Raw genomic sequence first — 23545 nt, forward strand, 5'->3', positions numbered from 1 at the left:
CGATGGCCCGCCAGGCCGAGGCCGAACGTGAGAAGCGCGCCAAGATCATCAGCGCTGAGGGGGAGTCGCTCGCCGCCGCGGCGCTCGGCGAAGCCTCGGACATCATGATGGAGCACCCGGTGGCACTCCAGCTCCGCAATTTGCAGAGCCTGGTGGAGATCGGCGTGGACAAGAACACCACCGTGGTCTTCCCCGCCCCCCTGATGAGCACCATCGGCGAACTCGGCTCCTTCCTCGCCCGGGAAACGGCAGCGGCCGCGCCCACAGCACCGTCCGCCGATACCCCCAAGGCGATCCCAGGCCCCGTGCCGACCGAGACCGTGTAACCAGTACGCTCCGCCAAAGACCGGCCGTAGGCTCGGGGCTGGTAAGGGAGGCTCTCCCAGCGCCGGAGCGCGCCCGCCGCGAAGGCGTTCACCTAGCTGGTGAGCGCCTTCGACTCGCGCTCAAACCGGCCTGTGGGGCTCAAATATAGGATCAGGCCGCTGATCTGCGGGTTCTTGGTGGTGTCAACTGGCGATCTGGTACTCGTTGATGAGTCCGCCGAGGAGCGCTGTGCGGTGGACGTGGTGCTCGGCGAGGTTGATGGGGCGCGGTGGTCCGGCCTCGGCTTGCGATGGGCAGAGCTGGCTCAAAGCTCGGTGGGGCCGGTGTCCGTTGTAGTGCTCCAGGTATCTGGTGAGAGTCCGGCGCAGGTGCCGTTCGTTGAGGATGAGCGTCCGGTCGAGGAGCTCGCGGCCGCTACGGTCTCCGCCCGACTGCGGGAGATCCCCTACATCGATCATTTCGCCCTGGTCGGCGGCGACTACGACGTCCGGACGCTGGTGCGGACGCCGTGCTGCGACATGTCGTCCTGGAGCGCATCCAGGACATCCCCGGCGTGCGGTCCACCCGTACCTGGCTGGTGTTCGAAGAAGACCGGGACCGGGGCGTCCAGTGGGACTCCCCGCCGGGGTAGCGGCTACCGCTGCCCGGGTCGCCCGCCGCCGAACGCGGCCAGCCCGGCGACCAGGTGGTCCACCGGCACCTCTTGCACGAGGTGGTGATTGACCAGCAGGCCAGGCATGAGCGTCATCACCACATTGGCCATGTCCTCGGGGCGGGCATCGGGGGAGATGAATCCGGCATCGCGCCACCGAGCGGCCAGCTCGGTCAGCTGGCGGCGCACCCCGAGATAGAAGGCCCGGGTGCGTTCCTCCATGGGCGGCCTGCGCAGCGCCTCGCCCCACGCCTGGATGACGATGCGGGTGAGGTCGTAGTCGGCGTGCGCCTCGCGAGCGTGCACCTCATCCACTAGCGCGGTCAGTGTCCCGGCCGGGGAGGCAACAGGATCCGCGGCGAGCAGCTTGTCCAGGAGTGCGCTGATTGCGGCGAGCGCCTCATCGGCTGCTGCGTCAATCAACTCGTCCTTGCTGCGGAAGTAGCGGTAGACGGCGCTGGACGACATTCCCGTCGCGGTGATGATGTCGTCCATCGACGTGGCGTGAAAGCCATTACGGGAGAAGCAGCCCCAGGCGCTGGTCAGGATGTGCAGCCGTCGCTCGGCGCGGAGCTGGTCACTCAGTTTCGGCACAGGTCCATCTTAAACAGAAACGAACGTTGTCATGAAGTGTGACCCCGGTGTAATGTCCTGAAGGAAACGATCGTTTCCGTTTGGAGTGCCGTTGTGTCTCCGACCTTGTCCGGCCTGCACCATCTCAAGCTCCCCGTGGCAGACCTTGACGCGGCTACTGCCTGGTGGGCGGCTGTCTTCGATGCCCGGCGAGTACCCAGGCTCGACCATATCGACGATGCCGGGACCCGCTACGCGGTGGTTCTGGAGGTGCCCGGCTTGGGTGTGCCGCTTCAACTGCTACTGCTTCCGGCAGCGAGCAGCGCTCTGCCCGGTTATGACCCTGTCACTCTCGGGGTGCCCGACCGCCGCGAACTCGACCGGTGGACGGCGCACCTGACCGCTCTCGGCGTCACCCACACCCCCGTTGCGGGCGGAGTCATCGGCGACACACTCGTCCTTCAGACCCCCGAGGGTGCTCTCGTGCGGCTCTACACCCTTCCGCCCGGGGGATTCGGTCCCGAGTTCGCCGCCCCCGCTCAGGACTGACAGCCGATCCCTGGGCGTCCGGCGGCATGCCAACGAATAGACGAGCCCTCTCGGAGGAGAAGAATCATGCACCATGCAACTGTCCTGATCTGCGGCGGTGGACCGGTGGGACTGACCGCGTCGATGCTGCTGTCAGAGCTGGGCATCTCGAACGTAGTGGTGGAGAAAAGGCCCAGTACCACCCAATTGCCGCGCGCCCGTGGGATGAACTGCCGAACCGGAGAGATCTGGCGTTCGCTCGGCCTGGTGGACCGCATGGAGGGCATCAGCCTGCCGGCGGAATGGACCGAGGACATCGTCTACTGCACCACCCTCGCCGGCGACGAGATCGGAACCATGCCCTCGGAGTCGATGTCGCGCAAGGCCACCGCAGCGTACAGCCCCGCTCCGTTCCTCTCTTCCTCGCAAATCGAGATCGACGCGCTGCTGCACGAGGCCGCAACGGCGCAACCGCAGGCTGAGGTGCGCTTCGGCCACGAGGTGACGCATGTGGAGGACGACGGTGAGGGCGTCACCGCGGACATCAGCACCCATGACGGCCGGCAGTACCAGGTGCGGGCCGACTGGCTGATCGCGGCTGACGGAGCGAACAGCACCGTACGACAGGCCGTGGGTGTGCAGCTCGACGGCGTGCGAACGAGCCGCTGGTACCTCAACAGCCACTTCCACGCCGACTTGTCGCGCTTTACCGATCACCGCAAGGGCGCCCTGATCTGGACGCTCGAACCCGGCCTGGAAGGCGTCTTCCAGCCCCTGGACGGCGAACACGACTGGAGCTGCGGGGTGCTGTTCGACGCCGAGACCGAATCACCGGATGACTTCACCACCGAGCGCGTGATCACCCTCATCCAGAACATGATCGGCGCCCCGGGCGAAGACGTGGGGATCGACCTGCTCAACTTCCGTCCCTGGTTCGTCGCCGCCACGGTGGCCTCCCAGCTGCGCAGCGGAAGGGTCCTGCTCGCTGGTGACTCCGCCCACCAGATCCCGCCCTTCGGCGGCATGGGTATGAACACCGGCATCCAGGACGCGCATGCCCTTGCCTGGCGAATCGCCGCCGTCGTCCGCGGCTCGGCCTCCGAGGAACTGCTCGACACATACAGCACCGAGCGCCGCGAAGTAGCCCTGCGTATTTGCGACTTCGCCAAGCAGAACATGCAGCATGTCACCGAGATCCGGTCCAGGCCCTCAGCCGAGCGCGTGCAGTCCTCGCGGGAGTACGGTAACTGGAACGGCCTCGATATGGGTGTCCATTACACCCACGGCGCCCTCGTACCCGACGGCACGTCCCGGCCCACCCTCGCCAACGAGGTCACCGAGTACGTACCCGACGCCCGCCCCGGCTCCCGTGCCCCGCACCGCTGGCTGACCGCCCGCACCGGCACCCGGCTGTCGACCCTCGACCTTTTCAAGGACGCGTTCGTCCTGCTCACCACCGAAGGCGGCGCCAGCTGGCGCGCTGCGGCCCGCCGAGTCAGCGACCGCCGAGCCTTGCCGCTGCGAGCCGTACAAATCGCCCCGGGCGCGGAACTCGAAGATGAGGACCACGGCTTCGCCCGGGCGTACGGCATTGCCGCCGACGGAGCGGTCCTCGTACGCCCGGACGGACACGTCGCCTTCCGGGCCCCGGCGGCGGTCACTGACCCGGACGCCGTTCTCGAAAAAACCCTCGACGCGGTACTGGGCAAGAAGCCCGTTGCCGCCCTCACACCGGGGACCCCCGTGCGCACCTCGGAAACCACCCTCGACTGGCTCGGCTGTGCCACATTCCGGCTGAGCGTCGGCAACACGGTCGTCTTTCTCGACGCCTACATGGACCGGGTGACCTCCGCTCCCCAGGTCGGTATGACGACCGACGACGTCGACCGCGCCGACTGGATCTTGATCGGGCACTCCCACTGGGACCATCTCTGGGGCGCCGACTGGATCGCGCTGCGCACCGGCGCCAAGGTCGTCGGCTCGTACGAGACGGTGCGGGTGCTCCTGGCCCAGGGCGTGCCCCAGGAGCAGTTGATCCCCGTTGCCGGCGGTGAGCGGATCCGTCTGGGCGAAGGCGTGAGCGTGCGGGTGTTCCCCAGTCTGCACTCCTGTGTATGGGCCCAGAAAGGAGCGCCGGCGGCCGACGAGGTCTGCGTGGGGGACCTCGGTCTCTTCCTGGACGAGCAGCAGGCGCGGTTCGGGGAGGTTTTCGAGTGGATCCACACTCTCGGCACGGAGGTGGGGAGTCACCTACGGGCCACCGCCCAGGGCGCTCAGGGTGACGGCGGCTCACTTGTGTATCTGATCGAGACGCCCGAGGGGAGCCTGCTCTACCAGGACACCTCCGGGAGCTGGTCCGGTGTCCTGCGCGGCCTCTCACCGGATGTGGCAATCCTGGCCGCGGGCGGACGGGCGAACGTCGACGGCGAGCCGGTTCAGGGCACGCTGGCGGATTTCGTGGCACACCAGGCCCGGCTCCTCGGGCCGCGCCAGGTGATCCTCTCGCACCACGACGACTTCTTGCCCGGCTTCTCCCAGCAGGTCGACGCCGGTCCGATCCGGGAGGCAATGGCCCGTGAAGCCCCGGCAACGACACTGACCGAGCTGACCTACCTCTCCGGCCACCGCCTCTTCACGGATCTCTAGATGCATCTAGACGCATCGAGACGACATCTACGGCGCCGGCAAGGGAGCACGACTGCGCGAGATCAAACGCCGGTACGACCCCCACGGTGTGTTCACCGGCCACGTGCCGGTCCTCCCTGTGACCCGGCAGAAGGCAGAACTCCATGAGCGACAGCGGCAAAGCCCGTCTTGACGGCATCCACCACCTCAAGTTCCCTGTCAGCGACCTCGCGGTCAGCCTGAAGTGGTGGGAGCGGGCACTTGGCGCAGAACGGCAACCGAAGTGGGACCACTTCACCCCAGACGGCCGACTGTTCGCCTACATCCTGCACGTGCCAGGCATCGACATACCGATCGAGCTCCGACTCGCCCCCGAGGCCGCGGCAGCCGTGTCCGGCTTCGACCCCGTCACTCTGGCAGTCGCCACCGAGACGGATCTGAAGAACTGGGCCGCGCGACTCGACGCGGCGCAAGTGCCGCACTCTCCCGTCCTGCGCGGTCTGCTCGGTTGGCTCCTGGCGCTGCATGATCCTGACGGCCTCGCAATCCGGCTCCACACCCGCGAGACGCATGGCTGGGACGCGGACAATGCGGACCTCGATTCGCCCTGGCTGCAACGCGGTAGCGCCACTCGTCCTGAGACGAGGCCGTGACGGTTGCCACGAGCAGGAGCAGGCCGCTCGCGTCGTCGGCGCATTTGCCGACGATGCCTGAGTCGATCGGGCCCGAGGCCTCGGCCGGGAACGGGGTGGCGGTGCCGTACTCAGGCAGCGCGCCGGCGGCGACCTCAGCCGCCGGCGTGCGTGCTTGCCGCACTTTGGGCTGCTGAAGGGGCAGGTGCTCGGTGATGACAAGGGGCCTGTCGCCGGTGTGTCCGGTTCTGCCCGGGGTATCCGACGACGCGAGCCGGATAGCGGGACCACAGGCCAGTCACGGACGTCTGTTCGCGAGGAGGAGACCGACATATGTGCCGCCTATTCGGCATGAGCAGCGCCCCGCACAGGGTCCGCGCCACGTTCTGGCTGCTCGAGGCCCCCGACAGCCTCAGCGAGCAAAGCCGCCGCGATCCCGACGGCACGGGCCTGGGCTACTTCAATGCCCACGGCGTCCCCGAGGTCCACAAGGCGCCCATCGCCGCCTACGAGGACCGCTGCTTCGCTGAAGAAGCGCGGGAGGCGGAGTCGTCAACCTTCCTCGCCCATGTCCGTTTCGCCTCCACCGGCAGCCCGCAGGAGCGCAACACCCACCCCTTCCTCCAACATGGGCGGCTGTTCGCCCACAACGGGGTCATCGAGGGCCTGGACCGGCTGGATGCCGAGCTGGGCGGCGCCCAGTCGCTGGTGAAGGGTGATACCGACTCCGAACGCTTCTTCGCGCTGATCACCCAGCGGATTGAGGCAAACGGCGGTGACGTAGGTGCCGGTATCGAGCAGGCTGCAGTCTGGATCGCCAAAAACTTGCAGGTCTACGCCCTCAACCTCATCCTCACCAAGCCGAATGAGCTGTGGGCACTGCGCTACCCCGACACGCACGGCCTGTACGTGCTGGAACGCCCCGCCGGCGGGCCCCACGGCACACGCCGGCTGGACCACGCCGGAACCGCCGGGCACCTCCGTGTACGCTCCCCACCCCTGGCCGACACGCCGGCGGTCATCGTTGCCAGCGAACGCATGGACGACAACCCCAACTGGCGGCCCCTGCAGTCTGGCGAACTCCTCCACGTCGCAGCAGACCTGGACACCAGCAGCAGAATCGTCCTACCGGATCCGCCGGAACATCCCCTGACCACCGGCGACCTAGAACCCCGGGCCGCCGCTTCCCAAACCGCGCCCTAACGACACTGCCGCCCACAGCAGAGCGCAGCAATGGGATCCGCTGGGCCCGCCGCCGGGTCCGCGCAGGATGTAGGCGGCAGCGACAGCAGCAAGCGCGCCGACCACCGGGGCGGTGAGGTAGATCCGGCCGCGGCGACGGCGTCCAGGACCTGCAGGCCCCGCTGGAGCGGGGCGAAGGCATCGCGTCCCAGCGCGCGCCGCCCACCGCGTCCCAGCTCGTGCCGCACGGCACGGAAGGCTCTGGGTGCTGCCTGACGTCTCGGTTTCGAGGAACACGTTTCAGGCGGCGTCGCCCCGCCAGCGTCCCGGCAGGATTGCCCCATTCACAGTCCGGGCCCGGCGGCGATGAGGCGGGGCATACGTGATGCGTCCGTGATCGCGGCCCGGATCGGCACACATGCGCCCCCGGCGTACGTGCTTCTCCGGTCGGCCTGCGTAAGTTTTTTCCAGGTATAACCATCCATTTCACGCTTTGCTACGTATCTTGATTAATTGGTCTCTAGAAGGGAGAAGATCATGGGTATCTTCAGCATCGTGGTGCCTACTCGTGGCGGTGGCGGTGGCGGCGGCGGACACGGCGGCGGCGGACGCGGCGGCGGCGGACGCGGCGGCGGCGGACGCGGCGGCTACGGCGGCGGACGCGGCGGCTACGGCGGCGGACGCGGCGGCTACGGCGGCGGACGCGGCGGTTACGGCGGCGGACGCGGCGGTTACGGCGGCGGACGCGGGCGCTGACCACGCCGGAACACCTCCCGGAGGGGTACCGGCGGCGCGGAGGCGACCACGGCGTCGGAGTCCGCGGCAACGGACAGCAACCGTCGCGGTGCGGACCGCAAGATACCTGGCATCCTCCACGTCCTTACTCCTCAGAAGAATGGCTCAGAGGAGGGCCGAGGCCCGGGACGGAATCGTGGCCTCGGCCAGACCAGCACACGTGTTTCCGCCTGCGGAAAAGCCTGCTTTTCCGCAGGCGGAAACAGAGTGGCCCAGCAGGAGTTCGCGAGAGTGCGTTTGTTCTTGAGGGACCCGATGACCTGCGCGTCTCCGAGAACGCGCAGCTCGCCAACCCACGGGGCGGCCTGCGATGCCGCGCGGATGCTCTGGGTCTCGGCGGCCATCGAGCAGGTCAAGCGGTTACGCCGTGAACCCGCGATGGGACCTCAGACGCGTGCACAGCGAACTCCGATGCCTCGGACACAAGGTCAGCGCGGCCACCGTGCGCCGGGGCCGGCGCGCTGCCGGCCTGGGTCCCGCCCCACAAGGATTCGGCCGCATGAAGTCACAGGCCACGACAACTTCGGCCTGGCCTTGACGTGCCGCGACGACTTCCGAGCCCCACAGCCGGCAACGGGCGGGGCGGCATCGAAGCGCCACCTGCTCCACGCCCTACGCGACTTCGAGTCGTTCTACATCGGGCATCGACGCCACCGGACAAAGACAACCCAGCGCACTCTCGCCGTACTCGAATTCCCAGCGATCAGTAGTGGTAGCGAGCGGCGAGGATGATGATCTCTTTGTCGGTGACCACGTAGACGAGGCGGTGCTCGTCATCGATCCGCCGCGACCAAGCTCCGGGCAAGTGGTACTTCAGAGGCTCGGGCTTGCCGATCCCCGAGAAGGGATCACGCTTGGTGTCGTCGATCAGCCTGTTGATCCGGGCGAGCATCTTACGATCGATCTTGAGCCAGGACGTGTAGTCCTCCCAGCCCTGATCCTCGAAAACGAGCCTCACGCGGCGCCCGTCCCGGCGTCCGCCGAGTCAGGATCGATCAGCTCACGCTCCGAGACGTTGATGTCGGCCAGGGCATTCTCGTAGGCCTTGAGCAGCCGGCGCGCGTTCACCGGCGAGCGCAGAAGGTAGGAGCCCTCACGCAAGGCGGCGTAGTCCTCGGAGGAGACGAGCACAGCATTCCCGTGCTTGGAGACGATCTCGATGGCTTCATGATCGTCGTTGACCTGCTTGATCAGCGGAAAGAGAGCCTTGCGGGCCTCACTCGCAGTGATGGACATAGCCTGACTCCATTCAGTGAGCGGTACGCAATAACGTACCACTTTCCAGACCGCAAGACAGGGCGAGTAACTTATGGCGGATCGGGAAACCCAGCACCAACCCAGCACGGGATCTTGTCCGGGCGGTCCTCGGTAACGAGGGCCGAGGACCACAGCACCCCGTGCCAGCTGTGGTCACGGGTGACATACAAGGCGTGCTCGGGGCCGTCCTCGTCGTTATAGGCGTGCTCGGGGCCGTCCTCGTCGTTATAGGTGCCAAGAACCACGTCCGTGCTGGTCACGCTGCACGTTGGTATTCGTGCAGGAGGCGCCAAGGCGGTCGCGTCGGTGGACGTGGAGATGGGTGAGTCGGTCGGGTTCGGTGATCGGCTCGGGAAGTGGGCGGCGCGGCGCTGGCGAGGCTGCGGTGGGGCCTGTGCTCGTTGTAGAACGACTCGTACTCGCGTAGCGCGTGGAGCAGGCGGGCTTGGTTCCACACGAGGGTGCGGTCGAGGAGCTCGGTTCGGCATGAGCGCACCCATCGCTCCATGATTGCGTTCATGCTCGGCATCCGGACGCCGGTCTGGACGACCTTGATGCCCTCGGCCTGCAGGACGGCGTCGAAGGCGGCCGGGTAGCGGATGTCCCGGTCGCGGATCAAGAACTTCACCCTGGCGCCCGTATCCGGAAGGTCCATCACCATGTTTCGGGCGAGCTTGGTCATCCAGGCTGCGGTCGGGTACGCGGTCCTCCCGAGGACCCGCACGCGAGGGGTGGCGTGCTCGATCACCGCCAGGACGGTCAAGGTCGCCCCGGTCAGTGTCTTCGTCTCGAAGAAGTCGGCGGCGAGGACGGCGTGCGAGACCTCCACCGTCACGCTCGACTGGCCGGGCCTCACGACAGCGCCCACATGTCCACTGACCAGCGCGGATGAGGTTTCTGGCACCTACACGGCCCCCGCCAGTGGTCGTGTGATGAAGGACCCAGTAGGTGTCACAAGGTCTTCAGATCTGGGCTACCTAGAGTGGGGCCCATGGCACAAAAGCGCTCCCCCGTGCGGAAGACCGGACTCGCCGCTGGTCTCCTGGTCCTGAGCATCCTGGCAGGTGGCCTCGTCGCCGGACTGGCACTGCCCTCAGTGGGAGCGCTGGGCCTGGCCGCCAAATCCGCGGTGCAGGATTTCAACAGTCTCCCGGCGGATCTCACGGCGCCACCGCTGTCCCAGGCCTCCTCGATATACGACGCCAACGGCGGCCTGATAGCCACCGTGTACGACCGCGACCGGACCGTCGTCCCCGAGAGCCAGATAGCCCCGATCATGCGCAAAGCCCTCGTGGACATCGAGGACAACCGCTACTACCAGCACGGAGCGATCGACCCGAAGGCCGTGCTGCGGGCGCTCAACACGAACGCAGCCACAGGCGGAGTCTCCCAAGGCGCGTCCACGCTGACCCAGCAGTACGTGAAGAACGTCTTCGTGGAACAAGCCGGCAGCGACCAGCAGGCGGTGCTCGCCGCACAGCAGCAGACCCTCGGACGCAAGATCCAGGAACTGCGCTACGCCATCAAGCTGGAGCAGACGCTCAGCAAGGACCAGATACTCACCAACTACCTGAACATCACCTTCTTCGGTGAGCAGGCGTACGGGATAGAGGCGGCGGCCGAGCGCTACTTCAGTGTCCACGCCAAGGACCTCACCCTGCCGCAGGCCGCACTGCTGGCCGGCCTGGTCCAGTCGCCGTCCTACTACGACCCGATCGTGGACAAGAACCTCGCCCAGCAGCGCCGTGACACGGTGCTGAGCAAGATGGCCCAATACCACACCATCACCCAGGCCCAGGCGAAGAAGGCGATCGCCACACCGATCAAACTCAAGGTCAGCAAGCCGCGGCAGGGCTGCATCACCGCGAAGACGGGCGAGGGCTTCTTCTGCGACTACGTAGAGAAGACCATCCTCAGCGATCCGGCCTTCGGCAAGACCGCGGCCGTCCGGCAGGCGCTGTGGAGCCGAGGCGGCCTACAGATCCACACCACGCTGGACCCGAAGGCGCAGAGCGCACTGCAGCAGTCGGTCACCTCACACGTGTACGCCTCGGACAAGGCCGCGACCGCTATGACGCTGGTGCAGCCTGGCACCGGCAACATCATCGCCATGGGGCAGAGCCGTCCGTACGGCGTCGGCACCCACCAGACCGAGATCAATCTGAACGTCGGCACCGCGATGGGCGGTGGCCTGGGCTTTCCGACCGGATCCACCTTCAAGCCGATCGTAGCCGCAGCGGCTATCGAGAACGGGATCCAGCCTTCGCAGACCTACCCGGCCCCCTACACCATGCCGTGGCCCGCCATGACGGACTGCGCGGGCGGCCGATATCCGCAGAGCGGCACGGTGCACAACGACAGCAAATCGCTGGTCGGCCCGTTCGCGATGCCGGCCGCCATGGCCCAGTCGGTCAACACCTACTTCGCCCAACTGGAGGCTGACACGGGCCTGTGCAATGTGGCGACCATGGCCAACAAACTCGGCATCACCTCACAGGCCGGCGGCGAGAAGCTCAGCGTGGTCCCGTCCATGACACTGGGCAGCAACGACCTCACCCCGCTGGAGATGGCGAACGTCTACGCCACGTTCGCCAACCACGGCACCTACTGCGCCCCGACCGCCATCACCTCGGTGACCACACCGGACCACAAGAACCTGCCCGTCCCGCAGGCCGGCTGCACGCAGGTCATGTCTCCGAACACCGCCGACATGATCTCCACCATTCTCAAAGGTGTCGTCCAGGACGGCACCGGCAAGCCCGCCGGCCTCACCGACCGTGACAGCGCCGGCAAGACCGGTACCACGGACGCGAGCAAGCAGGTCTGGTTCGTCGGCTACACCCCCGAACTCTCCGGTGCGACCGTCGTCAGCGATTCGGTCAGCCCCCAGGACCTGGACGGCCAGAGCATCGGCGGCACCGTCATCGGCCAAGCCTTCGGCGGCACCCTGGCCGGACCGATCTGGCGCAGTGCCATCGAAGGCGCACTAGCCGGCGCTCCGGCAAGCAGTCTCACCACGGTGAACCTGCCCTGATCCGCGAGGCAGACGCCAGGCCGTGCCATCCGAGCCCGCGCGGAACCGCGCGGGCTCCCTGGTCAGAAGGCGAAGCCCGTCATGGCTGGGGGGAGGAAGCGACGCGTCCCCGTCCGCGAACTTCGTCACCGTCGAGGTCAAGTTCTCGTTGGTCTCAGCGGGATTGTCGTTGAACTCGATCGGCGCGGCCGGCTGGCTCGGACTACAGGCCGACCCGCGGCCGGCCGAGACATCCCGGTCGACCATCAGGTCCCAGTTCTTCGTCGGCCCGGGCCAGTTGGTGGACGCATCTCATCAGTCGCACCGCCATAGCCACCAAGCACTTAGGTGCTACCCAGTAGCACCTAATAGCACCATTGGCTATCGTGGACAGCATGACCGCGCAGCCCGAGATCACCCAACGCGACCTGCGTACCAGGTCCAAAGAAATCATGGACGCTGTCCAAGGTGGACAGGCATTCACCGTCACCCGGGACGGCCACCGCATCGGCGAGCTGATCCCGCTGCGCCGACGCCGGCACTTCGTCCCGCGCAGCGAGTTCGCCGTCATGTCCCGCACGGCCCCTGACCTCTCGCTGGACGCCTTCCGGGCTGATCAGGACATCACCGCCGAGCAAGGGCTGGATGACCCGTATGGCCGTTGAGTACGAGCAAGGGCTGCTCGACACGAACATCATGATCCTCCGCAAGTGGGTGGCCCCCGAAGAACTCCCCGCCGAGGTGGCAATCAGCGCCATCACCCTGGCGGAACTCTCCGCAGGTCCCCATGAGGTACGCCGCAACGAGGAGCAGGAGGCCATCGTCCGAGCCGCCTCCCGCCCGCTGAGTCCCATCGCCCGGCACCCGGTACCGGCCACGCCCCGAACCACTGATCATTGCGCCTCATCCACACTCAACGGCAAACCGGGCAAAGGCTCACATATCGCCCTCTGACGCTCTCAAATTTGGAGTCGTCGCCACGCCCACACCTTCGACACCGCCATGGCAACCCACCCCGTACTGACCGGGATGACCCGACACGCACTCGATCAACTCACCACAGACGTACGCACGTTGATCGATCAAGTGCCCACCGGCCAGCGCCCCCGTCACCGCAAACTCGCCGTGGAAAGCATGATCTGGGCCGCCGTTCTCGATCAGCGCGGGCTGCCCTGCTCACTGACCGCCCACCTCTTCCGCATCGGCGAGAACCAGATGCGCACCCTGATCAAGCAGGTCCGGCCCCTGCTCCAGCAACACGGCCACCACGCGGAACCACTGCCCATCCGACTCGTCGACCCCAGCGAACTCGCCGCCTATGTCATGCACGCAACATCAACGACAGGCTGACGTGACACGGTCCATCAATTTATCGACGCCCCCAAGGGCCGGTCAGAAGTGGGTGGCGATCCCGAATACCTGTCGGAGTCGGGCCATGTCGTGACGGTCGTCGTCGGCCGGTTCGTAGCCCTGATGGAAGTAGACCTGCTGCTGGGCCGAGAGGCACGGAACTGTGGCTTCCCGAATCGTGCCGGTGACGAAGCACGAGGCGGGATAGACGAATGGTCGCTGCGGGTCGGGCGAGGCCTGCACGGCGGAGCCGTCTGCGGCGAAGGCCAGCGGATGCAGGTCGATTTCTCGGCCGGCCGGGTCCGTGACGACGAACCGCACGGGGCGCCCGTCGAGGGTCTCGACGAATCCTGCGTCGGCGAGGGCCGCGACGGCAGCCGATTCCTGGTTCTCCCGGTGCATCAGGTCCAGATCGCGGTGCTGGCGGGTTTGCTCACCGACGAGGGCGTCGATGCCCCAGCCGCCTCCGATCCAGGTGTCGACGTCGGCCTTCCGTAGCACCGCGAGGATGGACAGTACGTCTTCAGCCGTCATCACCAGGAGCACGTTAGTGGTGTCCCGGCCCCGGCGACCCCGGCTCCAACCCTCAACACCACCCAACCCGCCGTCAGAATTCTCGGGTCGTGATCGCCGGGCGGGCCGGTGGCGGTACCGGGTGGGCGCAGGCGCGCCACTCCGGACGGGCGATGCTGGCCGCGCTCATCGACGGGGAACGCGACGTGCATGTCCTGGCCCAGATGGCCAAGGCCGCATGCGCCCCAAGATCCCCGGTGACGGATCGTAGGCGGCCCGCTGAAGCAGGCGCAGCAGAACCAGAGAACCGTCCCGGCCGACCGGTCAGACGATCTTCACCGTGGACACCCGCCGCCGACCAGCCCGAGCACCCCGAAACCCGCGCACACCAGCCCGCCCGACCTGCACTTTTCACGATGCACACCACTCATTGGGAGGCGCCGTCAGTCCAGGTGTTTCTGTTCACGACTTCGGACAGCGGATGCTCAGCACTTCGGGAGACACCCGGTCCGGGCCTCGCTCGATGTTCACGACAACGGACAGTACCCGGCCCATCGGCACTCCAGTCGGGCAGGGCGGGCCTCGTCATCAGAGGCTCAAGCCGCCACCCGAGCCCGTTCCTATGGGCCGTCGGTGGCAAAGTCACCCGCGCCCGCTTGCGCCTGGTGTCAGTTCACCCACGCCACGATGAACAATTGCCGTGGTCAAGACGCACGGCCGTGTCGGAGCGGCACCGAGGGAGAACGAACGATGGACAGAGCAGCACCTCTGGACCGTAGAGCTCTGCTTGCCTGCGGACTTGCGAGCGCCACGGTCGCGCTTGCGGGATGCTCATCGACCAAGGCCGCCACCTCGGCGACCAGCCCTTCGCCGAAAACGCATCCGACCACGCCCGCCGCTGCATTCGCGAGACTGATGGAAGGCAACAAGCGCTGGGTGAGCGGAGATCTTCAACACCCCGACCGGGATCCGAACCGGCGTCAGCTCGTGGCCCAGGCACAGGAGCCTTTCGGGGCGATCCTCTCGTGCATCGACTCGCGAGTGCCGCCCGAACTTCTCTTCGACACGGGGCTGGGTGACCTTTACGTGATGCGCACGGGCGGGGAAGCGGTCGGCCCGGTAGTTACCGGTTCTGTCGAGTACGGGCCCATGACCAGTGGCACCCCGCTCATCGTGGTCCTCGGGCATCAGCGCTGCGGCGCCGTCGAGGCGGCGTACAAGTCCTTTCGTGACGGCAAACCGCTGCCCGGCAACCTACAGGCGATCGTCAAGGCTCTGCGGCCGGCGTACCAGCAGGCAGTGAGGGAAGGCGGCGCCGACCCGGTCGAGACCATGGCCCGCGCCCAGGTCACGTTGACCGCGACCGACCTGCGCTCAAACCAGGACCTCGCCCCCCTCGTGGGCAAGGGCGCCCTTGCCGTGGTCGGCGCCTACTACTCGCTCGATACCGGCAAGGTGGAAGTCCTCACCGGCGCGCCCTCCTGAACTGCTGCTTGACAGCCCCTCCACCGAACTGGGACGGTCCAGTCACATGGGGAGTCACTCCGGCAAAGGGCTCAACCGGCCGCTCATACGCGGGTCGTCCACCTCCCCCGGGTGCGTCAGCCGGATACCGAAAGCGTTCTCAACAAGCGACAGGACGCCATAGAGAGGGAGCCGCTCGCCAGGGACGAGCCCCAACGGCCGCATGTACTCATCGAGTCGTGTCGGGTCCTGCCCGGTCGGCTCAATCTCCTGGAGCGTGTGAAAGTCGACGATGACGTCGCCGTCGACCGCGTACTTGAACCAGTACATCGGCTTCTCGTTGTAGTGCAGGGCAACGGCCTCAGTGCCGACGGACACGGCGCTCAGGATCTGCTCCTCGAGCCCGTGCACACCACCCTGTTCCCACGCCCAGGTCCATGAGCCGTCGATGCCCGTGGTGACGACCGGTTCCTCATCGTCGAGAAGGTCGTCGCCGAAGTCGTCCGACAGATCCATGCCGTCGCGGAGTGCGAGGGTCCCCTGGTCAACCCCCATGCGGGTGAGCAGCTCGACAGGGCTCAGTCCCCGTACGAAGGTCAACGTGTAGATGGGGAAGTCGCCTACCCGAAACATCTCCAGGCCGCGTCCTGCGTGTGCACTCGTCATTCGACGGATGCTGTCACACCCCACTGACACCGCAGCAAACCGTCGTCGCCTGACAGATCAACTGCATCGGATGTCTTTCCCGTGGCCCCGCACCGCCGGTGCCCGGTTGGAACCAGCCCGGCACCGTCCCTGACCGGCTACGACGAGGGGCAGACCGGGACGCAGGGCGGCCTGCGTCGCGGTCCGGCAGCGGTCCATGAGGCGGGGACGAGATGTCCCGTCGTTGACGAGTACGCCGCTCCAACACCTATCGGCCCCACCGATCACTGGGACAACGATCTCCTGACAACCCGTCCCGCCGCTCCCCCGCAAGCTCATCACCCCGCTCACCGTCGAACAGGTGCGGGTGCTGGCCAGTGTGGCCCGGGGGTGCGATACCGGCGGGCGCGTTGGTGACGCCGAGTTCGGCATAGCCACCATGACAAGAACCCGCAAAGAGCGGAGATTCGTAAACCGGTGCGGGTGGCGACGGGCGATGCCAATCCGAGGAGTACAAGCTGCGGATCGTCGCGGAGTACGACGCGCCCCCGAACGGCACCGAGCGGGTCTCGCCGCTCGTCTACTAGGATCTGTGTCCGTGACCATCACCCTTGAGCAGGCCCAGACCATCGTCACCGCCGCCCTCGCGCACGGCATCGAGCAAGGTTTCAAGCCGTTGACGGTCGCGGTGCTCGACCTGGGCGGGGCGCTCGTAGCCCTCGGGCGGCAGGACGGGTCGGGCTTCCTCCGCCCCGACCTCGCCGTCGCCAAGGCCTCGGGCGTCCTCGCCCTCGGCATGACCAACCGCGCCATCGCGGCCCGCGCGGCCGACTCCCCGGAGTTCTTCACCTCGGTCGCCACGCTCGCGGGCGGGAAGATCCTCTCGGTGCCCGGCGGCGTCTTCGTCCGGGACTCGGACGGCGGTCTGCTCGGCGCCGTCGGCGTCACGGGGGACGCGTCGCTCAACGACGAGGCCGCCGCGCTCGCGGGCATCGCCGCCGCCGCCCTGGTGGGCCAGACAGGCGCGGAGTGACTGCTCCGACCAACCCCTCGACCGGACCGGCGCGGGGCTCGTCCTCGCGCCTGTGCGACTCTGTCGCCCGATTCGGCCGACCTGCCGAAACCGACCGGCGGCTAACGGTGAACGTGCTGGTGAGGCTGATCGAATCCCCGCCGCCACCAGATGACCGCACCCGAACACCGAGCTGAAATGACCATCCGCTTCGCCATCTGGGACCAGGTCACCGGCGCTGTCGGCCGGCCCACCACAGCAAGAGCACCGGCCCGGAACCCGGCACCACCACGCCCCGACACGTCGTCAGGCACCCACGCACCCAACAACGTGACAACGCCTCGGCGGGCGGTGCGGTGTTTCCGGACCTTCGGGCGCGACGTCCCTCGCCGACTTCAGCGAAGGGACAAGGCACTGGCTGCTTGCACTTCGCTGAGTGTTCGCCGTGCGACTTGGGGTCTCCGTAGTACTCGCCGAAAATCGGGCGGATATGGCTGATCAGGCTTCTGAGCTGGGGATCTGTGGGCTCGTTGCAGGTCGTTGTTGGCTACGCAGGTGTTCGCCGACGAGGAGCTGGAACGCCTGCGGGGGTTTCCGGAGATCGTGAGCCGTCTCAGTGACTTAGAGGACTTCGCGGAAGAGGACCAGAGGCGCGTTCCAGCATGAAAGGCAAGAGAGGGTCATAGCTGTGCGGCCGTGCGGATCAGCCCGGCGAGGGCGAGGGAGCGGCTGTGCGCGGGCCAGGCGATGTGGGTAACGACGGGGGGTGCGTCGGTCAAGGGGACGGCGGTGTGCTCGGCCCATAGCCAGGCGCGGGCGGAGTCGGGGAAGACGGCCACGGTGCGTCCGAGGGCGATCAGCTGGGCCAGCTGCGTCTGGTCGTGGATCTCGGGGCCCGGGCCGGGTGGGTACGTGCCGTGGCGGGGCCAGCGGGCGAGCGGAAGATCGGGGACGTCGCTGACGTCGGCCAGGGACAAAGTCTTACGCGCGGCGAGGGGGTGCCCGGCGGGCAGGATGGCGATCTGCCCCTCGGTCAGCAGTTCCTCGCTGTCGAACCCGGCGAGGGAGTTGAACGGCGCGTGCATGAGCGCCACATCAGCGCGGCCATCGCGCAGCAGCTCTGCCTGCTCACACATGCCGCACGGCAGCACCTCGATCTCCGCGGCATCGGGCTCGGCCGCGTAGGCGTCGAGAAGCTTCTGCAGCAGTTCGTGAGACCCGGCGGCCTTCAACGCCAGGACCAGGCGATTGCGGGGGCCACCCGGACTATCAGCGCCACCGGCGCGACGGGTGCGGCGAGCGGCGGCGGCGGTCGCGTCGAGGGCTGCCCGGCCCTCGTGCAGCAGCACCTCTCCGGCACCGGTCAGGGAGACGCCGCGGCGGTTACGTTCCAGCAGACAGACGCCGAGGCGCCGCTCGAGCTGCTGGATCGCCCGGGACAGCGGTGGTTGGGCCATGCCGAGTCGCTCGGCGGCGCGGCCGAAGTGCAGTTCCTCGGCGACGGCCATGAAATACCTCAACTCGCGGGTCTCCAAGGTGTCCATGGCCACAGCATACCTCGGTGATACCTACCGGGTATGACAGAGCACCGTATCGGTGTTGGCTGCACCGCTCGTCCGCGAGCGAACATCAACGGCATGAGCGAAACGAAAATCGCGCTGGTGACCGGCGCGAACAAGGGAATCGGGTACGAAATCGCGAACGGGCTGGGCGCCCTCGGCTACCGCGTGGCCGTGGGAGCCCGCGACGAGGCCCGGCTCGAGACCGCCGTCGAGAAGCTGCGCGCCGCCGGAGTGGACGCGTTCGGGGTGCCGCTGGACGTGACCGGCGACCAGAGCGTCACCGATGCCGCGGAACTGGTCGAACGGCAGGCCGGGCGCCTGGACGTCCTGGTCAACAACGCCGGCATCTCAGGAGAGACGGGGCCGGGGTGGGTGCAGGACCCGACCACGCTCGACCTCGACGTGGTCCGCACGGTCGTGGAGACCAACGTCATCGGTGTCATCCGGGTGACCAACGCGATGCTGCCGCTGCTGCAGCGCTCGACGTCGCCACGCATCGTCAACGTCTCCAGTGCCGTCGCCTCCCTGACCCGGCAGGCGGACCCGGACATCGAGATCGGCCCCATCATGGCGGCCTACTCGCCGTCGAAGTCGTTCCTCAACGCCGTCACCGTGCAGTACGCCCGGCAGTTCGCCGGTACGAACATCCTGATCAACGCCGCCTGCCCGGGCCTGGTCGCGACCGACTTCACCGGCTTCCATGGACCCCGCACCCCTGAGCAGGGTGCAGCCACAGCGATCCGGCTCGCCACACTGCCCGACGGCGGCCCGACCGGTTCGTTCTTCGAGGACGACGGCGTCATCCCCTGGTGACCCCGAACCTGTCGTGATCATGCTGTAAGCCCTGGCGTGGCCCGACGCGACCGCGGATACCGAGGCCAGTGGCGTGGGGTACTACCGCTCCCAGCCCGACAGGCCGTCCGCCGCACGCTGACCACCCGGTCGTGTGGTCAGCGTCGGCTGTCGCCGGGCGCGAGCAGGCTCGTGACCTCGGCGATCGCCTCCGCTGAGGGGCCAACTACCGCTGGAGAACGAGAGCACGTCACACGCCCCGGTTGTAGACGTCGGTGCCGAACCTCGGGAGGCCCGGGGCTCCGGCATAGCCGAGGTGCGAGAGGCCGAAGAGATCCTCAATGCTGGCCAGCAGCGAGTAGTGGTTGTACGCGGTGGAGTTCCACGTGTTGGGCGTGACGAAGCGTGGGGACACCACCAGGGCGCCGACCCGGCCGCCGCCGAGGCCGGCGATCCCGGGGAGCGGGCTGTCCGGCCCGGGGCCCTCTCCGCAGCATGCGCTGGAGTCCTGCTGCGGGCTGCCCGACTCGTCGAAGGTGACCACCAGCATGCCGTCCTTCTGGAAGGCGGGCGAGGAGGTGATCTGCGGCACCCACTGGCGCAGCCAGGCGTCCGCGGAGGCCAGCCCGCCCGGCTGCCCGTCGACGCAGGGTGAGTCGTGCCCGTCGTGGCACAGGTTCGGTGTGATGTAGGAGAGGTTGGGCGTGGTCGAGGCGCGCCGCAGGTCGGCGGGGAGACCGCTCAGGTCCACCACATTGCTCTGGCACACCGGCGAGTCGGTGATCGCGTGGAAGTAGACGAAGGGGTCGTGCCGAGCCGCGTACTGGTCGCCGACCTTCGCCGTCTGTGTGGTGTCCTGGGTGCCGAGCTGAGGGTGCCGGCAGGGGGTACCCATGTCCTCCATGTACCCCTTCCAGCTGCGCCCGGCGGCGGTCAGCTGGCCGGCCAGCGTCGGCACGGATGATGGATACACGCAGCCCTGGCCGACCGCCTGTCCCTGCGGCGCGGTTCCGGTCTGGACGAATTCGTTGTAGGTCTGGCAGTCGGACTGGGTCTCGGCGTTGGGTCCCTGGCCGGAGATCTGCGCGATGTAGTTGTCCAGGCTGTTGTGCCCGATGCCGTAGTACTGGGACAGCAGTACTCCCTGCGCCCGCAGGGTCTGGCTGAGGTACGGCGCGGCGGAGGCGGGGCCCCAGGTCTGGTCGTAGCCCTTGTTCTCGAGGTTGATCACGAAAACGTGCCCGACGGGTGGCGTGGCGGAGGTTGTGGCCTGCACGCTCGCGACGTTGCCGGTGAGGAGTGCGGCGGCCAGCGCGAGGCTGGCGAAGAGCGAGAAGCGACGCAGCCGAGCCGCGCGGGAGCGGTGGGTTCGCCGGCTCATGTCAGGCTCCAGCCGTTGGACGCGGCAAGCTCGTGAAGGGCGTGCCATTCCTCGTAGTCGCCGGGGGTACTGAGCCCGCAGGGTGCGCCGACGACTGACGGGACGTTCCACTGCGGTGCCGCCAGGCTGGGCGGGTTGCTGAAGTCGAGGACCTCGGCGAGATTGCGGGCGTTGGCGTCACGAGGGGTCAGCGGGGCGAGGTTCCATCGCCATTCGATGGCCTTGAGCACCGAGGTGTGGTCGTAGACGTCATGCGCGACATATCCTCGGCGGGCTCGCGGTGAGATGACCAGGCAGGGCACGCGGAAGCCGCGCAGCCCCCAGTCGGGGTTGGCGTCCGGTGCCACCGCGGGTGCGACGTGGTCGTAGAAGCCGCCCCACTCGTCGTAGTTGATCACCAGGAGGGTGCGGCCCCAGGCCGGGCTGGAGGTGACGGCGCGGTAGACCTGGTTGAGGAAGGTCTGGCCCGCGCGGATGTCGGCATGCGGGTGGTCGTCCGCCGATGTCCCGGTGCCCTCGTCGAGGAACTTGGGGTCCACAAAGGAGACCTGTGGAAGGGTGCCGGCTGCGCAGTCGGTGAGGAAGTCGCCGTACGGGTGGCTGATCGGCAGGTACTTGGTGCCCCATAGCGCGGTGAACGGCGTGTCGTAGTAGTAGTAACGGCCGCTGAGTCCCGCCCCGGCCAGCCGGTCCCAGATGGTCGGCAGGGTCGAGGTGGTCGTGGAGTTGTGGATTCGGTCCGTCTGCGCGGCGTGCTGGTAGAAGCGGTTCGGGTAGGTCTCGGCCATGATCGCCGAGAAGTAGCGGTCGCAGACGGTCCAGTAGGGTGCGGCGTTGCCGTAGAACGCGAGGTCCTCAGGGAGGTAATAGCCGATCGAGAACACGTCGTTCTGGCCCGCCCGCAGCCATCCGTCGCAGGCGCCGCTGTTGTATTCGACGCGGCCGCCCTCGAAGGAGTGGTCGGGGTCGTTGTAGCCGCAGCCCTGGGTGGTCCGCAGGTGGTACGTGCTGTGCGACAGACCGGACCGGTCGGTGTAGCGCAGCCCGGCCTGCTTGCCGTCCGCCCCTGGCAGCCAGCCCAGGTAGTGGTCGAACGACCGGTTCTCCATCATCACCACGACGATGTGGTCGATCCCGGAGTTTTCGGGCGCCGGCAGAGGGCTGTCGGTGCGGGTCGCACCGAGAGCGGCGGGCGAGGCCAGGGTCGTACCGATCGCGGCCGTCGCGGCTCCGGCGAGGAACTTGCGGCGAGATGTACTCATTCGACCCTTCTACGCGACGAACGTACGCGCGAGTAGAACGGAATATGACACTTCGGTTAACGCGATGAGCAGCCGCTGTGCCCGAGAACGGGCTGGACTGGCCCCACGCTTCCCAGGCCCGGTGCGAACCAGGGGCGTGAGCGGGGAGATCCTGGGGCGGCGTCACCAACTCCTCGCAGCTGGGACGCGGAGTCACGTTCTGCGCGCTACCCGCTCCCGGAGCCGTCGACGAGGAGGTGTGCAGAGAGAGTGTGCTTGGCTTCCTCGGCCTCCTAAAAGGGTGGTTCCCTCGAGGGCCGAACCGCAATGGTCCACGGCAAAGGACCGGGCAACCATCGCGGTGAGCAGGCCGGCATCCCGGTCGGCAACTGTCCCTGTCCCTGCGCTCCCCCGCGACATAACCGCAGCTCACCGTGGCGAGTGCGACCCGTGTCGGCAAATCCTGCACATTGTGCACACATAAGGCGCGCGGCAACCTGACGGGATCCCGCTTCACCGGCGTCATTAAGTGCAGGTATGTCCGATAGTGATCAGTCGCAGGACTTACTCATGACAATTCTCCGTTAAAAAGCGTGTGAAGGAGTCGTCACGGTCCGGTGGGCGATTGCGCGCAAGTACGTGGCGGTAGCGGGGTGTTGGGTGACTCATACGACAAGTCGGGTGGACGGGCGGCCTGCTGAGGTGGTTGCATCTTGCCCCAGACGGAAGTTACCCCGGTTTTTTCGGGCATCAGGCGACCGTTGAACCGGCCGGATCGGTTTACCGCTGAAGCTGGCCGGCGCCATTCAGAAATCCAAAGCCATGAAGGGAAGCGCAATTCATGCGTAGCTTCACGCCTCAGGTCGAGACCAGCGAGATTTCCGACGCCGACCTGGACAACGTTTCCGGCGGTCTCAGCATTTCCGGCGGCGCCATCTCCCCCCTCGGCGGCGTTTCCGGTGGTGTCTCTGTCGACGGCCTCGGAGAGGTTCTTGGGGCCCTCCCCACCGCGCTGCCCCTTCCGCAGGTCGCCGGTGGCGCGGGCGCCAGTCTCTGACGGCGGCATTTGCTGCGAGGCGTCATAGCCAGGAGCATTACTCAACCTACGGGAACACCTGAATCCCGATGGGGTTGCCCGGGGACCCCGAAACTCCTCGTTCCGGGGTCCCCGGATGCTGTCGGCCGTAGCTGCCATGTGGGCACCCGGCGCCTGTATTGCAGTCGTGCACTGTTATGCCTGACCACCCTGGCCTGGGCGCGAGCGCCCGCAAGAGCGAAGCCACCTACCAGCGCGGTCCGCAGCGGTAATCAATAGCTCTCTCCACCCCTGGGAGTCTTCCAGGGGTTGCACGGGCTGCTGCGGGAAGTTGGCCGGGTGGGGTGACAGGGATGGTTGCGTCAGTCGACTGCACTCCCCGCGCGGCCCCGCTCAACAGTGCCCCCCGAGAATTCGGCAACGGGTCCGGGCCGATTTCGATGGCAAGGATCCGCGGATCGGCTCGATTCGCTGTCAAACGGCTCGATTGTGTGGCAACGGACAGGGGCCGCCCTCTCTGTCAGTGAGTGTTTGAGGCCAGTGGTAGGGAGTTCTGACTCCACTTGGCGCGCCGAAAAGCGTGTAAGTGAGTTCTGACTCCACTGGGGGCCGGCGCGGGACGCCGACACCGATCACCTCATCGCCTTCGTCGGCGACCGGCTGGCCGAGGAGGAGCAGAACGCTGACCTGTTCCGAACTGGCCTGCACTCTTCATAGAGAACCGGGACGAGTAGTCGCGTCCCCTCAGTTACCTACGGAGCTGCCCCGCCCCCGCTCACCTGATCGCCCATGCTTGTTCGCCTCAACGACCTGAGCGAGGTTTGCCAGTGCCATGCGCGTGCCCGTCTCATTGTCGGCGGCGGGCACACTGTCAGGAATCCCTTCGTGCACAACGAGGACATCAGTGCCGCCGCCTGCATCGGTGAGCGTGGTCGTCATCGTCATCGTGCCGCGAAATGCGGGAT

Annotated in this window: 26 protein-coding genes and 4 pseudogenes; 17 read left to right on the plus strand and 13 right to left on the minus strand. The window is 67.2% G+C overall.

Translation table 11 applies throughout. The features are described from left to right. Window positions 1-326, plus strand: a pseudogene (locus tag FCI23_RS46275) (slipin family protein); the annotation flags it as partial. A 183-nt stretch (window positions 327-509) separates the two neighbouring features. Here FCI23_RS46275 and FCI23_RS57450 read toward each other — a convergent pair. Further along, on the minus strand, window positions 510-785 hold the full coding sequence (locus tag FCI23_RS57450) for an integrase core domain-containing protein (protein ID WP_169317281.1): 276 nt from the start codon (window positions 783-785) through the stop codon (window positions 510-512). Between the two features lie 50 nt (window positions 786-835). Between FCI23_RS57450 and FCI23_RS64290 the strand changes: the two genes are divergently transcribed. Then, window positions 836-958: a hypothetical protein gene (locus FCI23_RS64290; protein ID WP_407646134.1), complete on the plus strand. Its 123-nt coding sequence runs from the start codon at window positions 836-838 to the stop codon at window positions 956-958. Window positions 959-961: 3 nt separating this feature from the next. Here the strand turns inward: FCI23_RS64290 and FCI23_RS46285 are convergent, their stop codons facing one another. After that, a complete protein-coding gene (locus tag FCI23_RS46285; protein ID WP_136730035.1) occupies window positions 962-1573 on the minus strand; it encodes a TetR/AcrR family transcriptional regulator in 612 nt (203 codons plus the stop codon). A gap of 93 nt (window positions 1574-1666) precedes the next feature. Here FCI23_RS46285 and FCI23_RS46290 point away from each other — a divergent pair, with 93 nt between their 5' ends. The 6 genes from FCI23_RS46290 to FCI23_RS46320 all read left to right on the plus strand — a co-directional run bounded on the left by FCI23_RS46290 (window position 1667) and on the right by FCI23_RS46320 (window position 7275). Next, the gene (locus FCI23_RS46290; protein WP_169317282.1) at window positions 1667-2101 is read left to right on the plus strand and encodes a VOC family protein; all 435 of its coding nucleotides are present in this window, start codon (window positions 1667-1669) and stop codon (window positions 2099-2101) included. Window positions 2102-2167: 66 nt separating this feature from the next. After that, entirely contained in the window at window positions 2168-4726 is a 2559-nt protein-coding gene (locus FCI23_RS64295; RefSeq protein WP_136730037.1) for an FAD-dependent monooxygenase, read from the plus strand. Window positions 4727-4751: 25 nt separating this feature from the next. Beyond that, the gene (locus tag FCI23_RS64300; RefSeq protein WP_136730056.1) at window positions 4752-4898 is read left to right on the plus strand and encodes a BBE domain-containing protein; all 147 of its coding nucleotides are present in this window, start codon (window positions 4752-4754) and stop codon (window positions 4896-4898) included. Further along, window positions 4870-5358, plus strand: coding sequence for a VOC family protein (locus FCI23_RS46305; protein WP_136730038.1), 489 nt, complete (start codon window positions 4870-4872; stop codon window positions 5356-5358). Before FCI23_RS64300 ends, FCI23_RS46305 begins: the two co-directional genes overlap by 29 nt. Before the next feature lie 312 nt (window positions 5359-5670). Beyond that, window positions 5671-6540, plus strand: coding sequence for a class II glutamine amidotransferase (locus FCI23_RS46310; RefSeq protein ID WP_136730039.1), 870 nt, complete (start codon window positions 5671-5673; stop codon window positions 6538-6540). Window positions 6541-7056: 516 nt separating this feature from the next. Next, window positions 7057-7275, plus strand: coding sequence for a hypothetical protein (locus tag FCI23_RS46320; protein WP_211265770.1), 219 nt, complete (start codon window positions 7057-7059; stop codon window positions 7273-7275). 742 nt (window positions 7276-8017) lie between these two features. On the opposite strand, the gene FCI23_RS46330 is transcribed toward FCI23_RS46320, so the two are convergent. From FCI23_RS46330 to FCI23_RS46345, 4 genes are all read right to left on the minus strand, one after another. After that, a complete protein-coding gene (locus FCI23_RS46330; protein WP_136730041.1) occupies window positions 8018-8272 on the minus strand; it encodes a Txe/YoeB family addiction module toxin in 255 nt (84 codons plus the stop codon). Beyond that, window positions 8269-8550, minus strand: coding sequence for a type II toxin-antitoxin system Phd/YefM family antitoxin (locus FCI23_RS46335; protein WP_136730042.1), 282 nt, complete (start codon window positions 8548-8550; stop codon window positions 8269-8271). The genes FCI23_RS46330 and FCI23_RS46335 overlap by 4 nt, the downstream gene beginning before the upstream one ends. A gap of 71 nt (window positions 8551-8621) precedes the next feature. Next, a complete protein-coding gene (locus tag FCI23_RS46340; protein ID WP_136730043.1) occupies window positions 8622-8831 on the minus strand; it encodes a hypothetical protein in 210 nt (69 codons plus the stop codon). Further along, complete coding sequence (locus FCI23_RS46345; RefSeq protein WP_322974013.1) at window positions 8828-9439, minus strand: integrase core domain-containing protein; 612 nt, start codon at window positions 9437-9439, stop codon at window positions 8828-8830. The genes FCI23_RS46340 and FCI23_RS46345 overlap by 4 nt, the downstream gene beginning before the upstream one ends. 123 nt (window positions 9440-9562) lie before the next feature. Between FCI23_RS46345 and FCI23_RS46350 the strand changes: the two genes are divergently transcribed. Beyond that, window positions 9563-11605, plus strand: a complete 2043-nt coding sequence (locus FCI23_RS46350) for a transglycosylase domain-containing protein (RefSeq protein WP_136730044.1) — start codon at window positions 9563-9565, stop codon at window positions 11603-11605. Window positions 11606-11704: 99 nt separating this feature from the next. Here the strand turns inward: FCI23_RS46350 and FCI23_RS64305 are convergent. Continuing rightward, window positions 11705-11887: pseudogene (locus FCI23_RS64305) on the minus strand (hypothetical protein); the annotation flags it as partial. A gap of 92 nt (window positions 11888-11979) precedes the next feature. Here FCI23_RS64305 and FCI23_RS46355 point away from each other — a divergent pair. The 3 genes and pseudogenes from FCI23_RS46355 to FCI23_RS46365 all read left to right on the plus strand — a co-directional run bounded on the left by FCI23_RS46355 (window position 11980) and on the right by FCI23_RS46365 (window position 12934). Beyond that, entirely contained in the window at window positions 11980-12249 is a 270-nt protein-coding gene (locus tag FCI23_RS46355; protein ID WP_211265771.1) for a type II toxin-antitoxin system Phd/YefM family antitoxin, read from the plus strand. Continuing rightward, window positions 12239-12424, plus strand: a pseudogene (locus tag FCI23_RS46360) (VapC toxin family PIN domain ribonuclease); the annotation flags it as partial. The gene FCI23_RS46355 and the pseudogene FCI23_RS46360, both read left to right, overlap by 11 nt. 189 nt (window positions 12425-12613) lie before the next feature. Continuing rightward, complete coding sequence (locus tag FCI23_RS46365; protein ID WP_211265772.1) at window positions 12614-12934, plus strand: hypothetical protein; 321 nt, start codon at window positions 12614-12616, stop codon at window positions 12932-12934. Window positions 12935-12976: 42 nt separating this feature from the next. On the opposite strand, the gene FCI23_RS46370 is transcribed toward FCI23_RS46365, so the two are convergent. Further along, window positions 12977-13468: a nucleotidyltransferase domain-containing protein gene (locus FCI23_RS46370; RefSeq protein WP_211265773.1), complete on the minus strand. Its 492-nt coding sequence runs from the start codon at window positions 13466-13468 to the stop codon at window positions 12977-12979. A 915-nt stretch (window positions 13469-14383) separates the two neighbouring features. On the opposite strand from FCI23_RS46370, the gene FCI23_RS46380 reads away from it, so the two are divergent. After that, window positions 14384-14932, plus strand: coding sequence for a carbonic anhydrase (locus FCI23_RS46380; RefSeq protein WP_246144705.1), 549 nt, complete (start codon window positions 14384-14386; stop codon window positions 14930-14932). 54 nt (window positions 14933-14986) lie between these two features. On the opposite strand, the gene FCI23_RS46385 is transcribed toward FCI23_RS46380, so the two are convergent. Further along, window positions 14987-15577: a DUF6461 domain-containing protein gene (locus FCI23_RS46385; RefSeq protein ID WP_246144706.1), complete on the minus strand. Its 591-nt coding sequence runs from the start codon at window positions 15575-15577 to the stop codon at window positions 14987-14989. A gap of 577 nt (window positions 15578-16154) precedes the next feature. On the opposite strand from FCI23_RS46385, the gene FCI23_RS46390 reads away from it, so the two are divergent. Together FCI23_RS46390 and FCI23_RS61360 are read left to right on the plus strand one after the other, a co-directional pair. Beyond that, window positions 16155-16589 (plus strand): GlcG/HbpS family heme-binding protein, encoded by a 435-nt coding sequence (locus FCI23_RS46390; protein ID WP_136730050.1) that lies wholly within the window; start codon window positions 16155-16157, stop codon window positions 16587-16589. A 135-nt stretch (window positions 16590-16724) separates the two neighbouring features. Next, window positions 16725-16829, plus strand: a pseudogene (locus FCI23_RS61360) (IS6 family transposase); the annotation flags it as partial. A gap of 419 nt (window positions 16830-17248) precedes the next feature. Here the strand turns inward: FCI23_RS61360 and FCI23_RS46400 are convergent. Further along, entirely contained in the window at window positions 17249-18112 is an 864-nt protein-coding gene (locus tag FCI23_RS46400; RefSeq protein WP_136730051.1) for a LysR family transcriptional regulator, read from the minus strand. A 93-nt stretch (window positions 18113-18205) separates the two neighbouring features. On the opposite strand from FCI23_RS46400, the gene FCI23_RS46405 reads away from it, so the two are divergent. Next, complete coding sequence (locus tag FCI23_RS46405) at window positions 18206-18943, plus strand: SDR family oxidoreductase (protein WP_136730052.1); 738 nt, start codon at window positions 18206-18208, stop codon at window positions 18941-18943. A gap of 229 nt (window positions 18944-19172) precedes the next feature. Here the strand turns inward: FCI23_RS46405 and FCI23_RS46410 are convergent, their stop codons facing one another. Continuing rightward, window positions 19173-20303, minus strand: coding sequence for an alkaline phosphatase family protein (locus FCI23_RS46410; protein WP_136730053.1), 1131 nt, complete (start codon window positions 20301-20303; stop codon window positions 19173-19175). Continuing rightward, window positions 20300-21565, minus strand: a complete 1266-nt coding sequence (locus FCI23_RS46415; protein WP_136730054.1) for an alkaline phosphatase family protein — start codon at window positions 21563-21565, stop codon at window positions 20300-20302. Before FCI23_RS46415 ends, FCI23_RS46410 begins: the two co-directional genes overlap by 4 nt. An 820-nt stretch (window positions 21566-22385) precedes the next feature. On the opposite strand from FCI23_RS46415, the gene FCI23_RS46420 reads away from it, so the two are divergent. Continuing rightward, window positions 22386-22601, plus strand: a complete 216-nt coding sequence (locus FCI23_RS46420; protein WP_136730055.1) for a hypothetical protein — start codon at window positions 22386-22388, stop codon at window positions 22599-22601. 723 nt (window positions 22602-23324) lie between these two features. Here the strand turns inward: FCI23_RS46420 and FCI23_RS46425 are convergent. Beyond that, a partial coding sequence (locus tag FCI23_RS46425; protein ID WP_211265775.1) for an SRPBCC domain-containing protein occupies window positions 23325-23545 on the minus strand: 221 nt, incomplete at its 5' end.

This window comes from Actinacidiphila oryziradicis (assembly GCF_005047355.1).
Lineage (GTDB): Bacteria > Actinomycetota > Actinomycetes > Streptomycetales > Streptomycetaceae > Actinacidiphila > Actinacidiphila oryziradicis.